The organism is Serratia sp. T13T92, assembly GCF_047530105.1.
Taxonomy (GTDB): Bacteria; Pseudomonadota; Gammaproteobacteria; order Enterobacterales; family Enterobacteriaceae; genus Chania; species Chania fonticola.
Window position 1 is genome coordinate 1 of sequence record NZ_JBLJAK010000100.1, and the last position, 3,023, is coordinate 3,023.

At 45.1% G+C, this 3,023-nt stretch carries 2 protein-coding genes; both read left to right on the forward strand.

Annotated elements, in window-relative coordinates; all coding sequences use genetic code 11:
* Positions 1-341: 341 nt before the first annotated feature.
* Positions 342-1,547, forward strand: coding sequence for an AAA family ATPase (locus tag ACMV5I_RS29280; RefSeq protein ID WP_414825949.1), 1,206 nt, complete (start codon positions 342-344; stop codon positions 1,545-1,547).
* On the forward strand, positions 1,544-2,509 hold the full coding sequence (locus ACMV5I_RS29285; RefSeq protein ID WP_414825948.1) for a ParB family protein: 966 nt from the start codon (positions 1,544-1,546) through the stop codon (positions 2,507-2,509). The genes ACMV5I_RS29280 and ACMV5I_RS29285 overlap by 4 nt, the downstream gene beginning before the upstream one ends.
* Positions 2,510-3,023: the final 514 nt, after the last annotated feature.

Genomic DNA, 3,023 nt, shown 5'->3' on the forward strand with positions numbered 1-3,023 from the left:
CATGCGTTGCTGACGGCGCTGAAATCGCCGGACGACGCCATCGACTGGGACACGCTGCTGCCCTGGAAAATCACCCTACCTTAAACCCCACGACCGAACACTGTGGGGATTTAACGACGCTTACTTTGTTTCGAACTCACATACTCTCAAAAGGGTGTACCCTAATGTTACACTTGGCTTTCCGTGGTTACTTGTCCTTATAATTTTTGTGTCGTACATATTATAAATGTACGATATTTTATTGTCAGTCTGTTTTTTGTTGTACGTTTCTTAATTAAATGTACAATGGGTTGTGTTTTAGAAGCCAACTAAGGCAAGGAATACTTACCCGAGGAATAATGATGAAACGCGATTACGGTGGTGTTGGTACAATAGCTTTGAGAGCAAGTGCTTTACTACAAGTCATGAGTCGAGATATTGAAGAACAGCGGAAGGAATTTAATCTGACCGAGTATCACCAGACTTATACCCGCAATTCCGTGGCTAAGTTGCCTAAACTGAGCCGCCGTATCGTTGAGCAATCAATGAAAGAGATGGAAGAACATGGATATAAGTTCAATAAAAAGCAGATCGGTAATGTCGAGCAATATGCATTAACGATTCAGAATGTTATTGATATCTATGACCATCGTAAAATCCCAAAATACCGCGATATACACAAAGAACCATATGTGATTTTTGTCGTAAACCTTAAAGGTGGTGTATCGAAGACTGTCAGTACTGTAACGTTGGCGCATGCGCTGCGTGTTCACCAAGACTTGCTGCGGCACGATTTGCGAATCCTTGTGATTGACCTAGACCCACAGGCATCCAGCACCATGTTCCTGGACCATACTCATAGTATTGGTTCAGTACTTGAAACAGCAGCTCAGGCCATGCTGAATGATCTAGATGCAGATACATTGCGTAATACAGTCATTCGCCCAACTATAATTCCTGGTGTGGACGTTATTCCTGCTTCTATTGATGATGGTTTTGTGGCCAGCCAGTGGGAGTCACTAGTGGCAGAATATTTACCGGGAATAAAACCATCAGAGGTACTCAGGAAAAAAATAATAGAGCGTGTTGCCGATGATTACGATTTCATTTTTATCGATACCGGGCCTCACCTCGACCCGTTCCTGTTAAATGGCCTTGCGGCTAGTGACCTACTGCTGACTCCCACTCCGCCCGCACAGGTTGATTTCCATTCGACGCTAAAATATCTGACTCGCCTGCCGGAGATGTTGGAGCGTCTTGAAGAAGAAGGGATAGAGCCGCGTCTGTGCGCAAACATTGGATTTATGTCGAAGATGACCAGTAAGCGTGATCATGAAACATCACATAGTTTGGCGCGAGAAGTATATGCAAGTAGCATTCTTGATTCATCTTTGCCACGTCTGGATGGATTCGAGCGCTGTGGTGAATCGTTCGATACGATAATAAGCGCCAATCCCATGTCTTACCCTGGCAGCGCTGAAGCACTAAAGAAAGCCCGCACCGAAGCTGAACGTTTTACTAAAGCAGTTTTTGATCGAATTGAATTCATCAGAGGATCGGCAGAATGAAAAAGGTTTTAGCCCGCGGACGAGTGCTGGGAAACAGTAGTTCAGAGTTTGCACGTATGCTTGAGGGCGAAGGTAATTCCAAAACTTTCACTCTAAAATCAGGTAAACAGGCGAAATTTGTTAGCACTGTTGTGCTCAGTGGTGATATCGAGTCAAAAACATTTGTTGACCCATCTGTTAACGGGCGTGATCAAACTATGCTTACGCCCGAATCTGTTAGCGACATTTCTCGTACCATTAAGCTGCAACAATTCTTCCCAGCCATTGGTCGTGAAGTTAACGGGCTTATTGAAATATTGGATGGCACTCGTCGTCGTGCCGCGTGTATCTTTAATCAGACGAAGTTTGAAATACTGGTAACGAAAGACGAAATCAGTATTACAGATGCTCGCCAACTGGCTACTGATATCCAGACGGCGCGAGAACACAGTTTACGTGAGCTTGGCAAACGCTTTGAAGTGATGTACGACAACGGTATGACCAAAGAAGAGATAGCACGAGCAGAAAACATCTCTCCCGCCAAGGTCACACGTGCGTTTCAGGCAGCCGCAGTTCCTGATGAGATGGTCGCTGTATTCCCTGTCATCAACGATATCTCCCTAACTGATTACCAGTTACTCCTTCAGGTCGCTGAAGATGCTAAGACCAAAGGTGTGTCCATACCTGAGTTGATGGAGAAGGTTCAAAAACGGGTTGCGGAGGCTGATGGGGCAAGTTTGGATAAGAAAAAAATCCTTGCGATTATTCGGGCTGAGAGCAAAAGCCTGAAACCGGTGCAAGTTAAGCAATTTGAGACAGAAAAACTGTGCGAGTTCTCCGATCGTCACCAGTATGCCAGGAAGAAAACAGATCAGAAAAAGCGGTTGGTCGTATACGAATTCTCACGTATTTCACCCACAGTACAAGCTGAAATTGATGATGCAATAAGAAAGATTATGGAGAAAACACCTGCAGATGAGTAGGATATTTCAACTGGGGCGGGTAATTCTGCCCCTCTCTTTCCTTGATTTTGCCCCACGCAAATTTCAATATTAACATAATGAATTTAAAAGATATTTAACAATTCTTTCATAGTGAAAGCCCCACGTTTTTAAGCTTTTCTGTTAAAACTCGATGTACTCTCTCAGGTTCTAGCTACAGGTAGTTATTTCCATCAAGTCGTCTAGGCTGGACATCTCGCTATTCATTTGCCATACCGGAGCTTATACCCTGCCCCGCAAACCACAAGGATGTCGCTGTGCTCCTCATTTGTGCCGCTGCGCGGAGGTATTCACTGCCCGGTGCCAGTGTGCCTCGTCCTGCGGACACGGGACGGGCGCATTTACCGCTCCTGTCAGGCGTCATGACTAGATGGTTAGGAGATTGAATCGACCATTTTTGAGATCCCTAACCATAGATCGTAGCGTGGCAGAGTCGCTGATGGTGGGAGTCAATGATAGATGACGTATGAAAATGCCAGTTTTGCCGTGTTTTTAA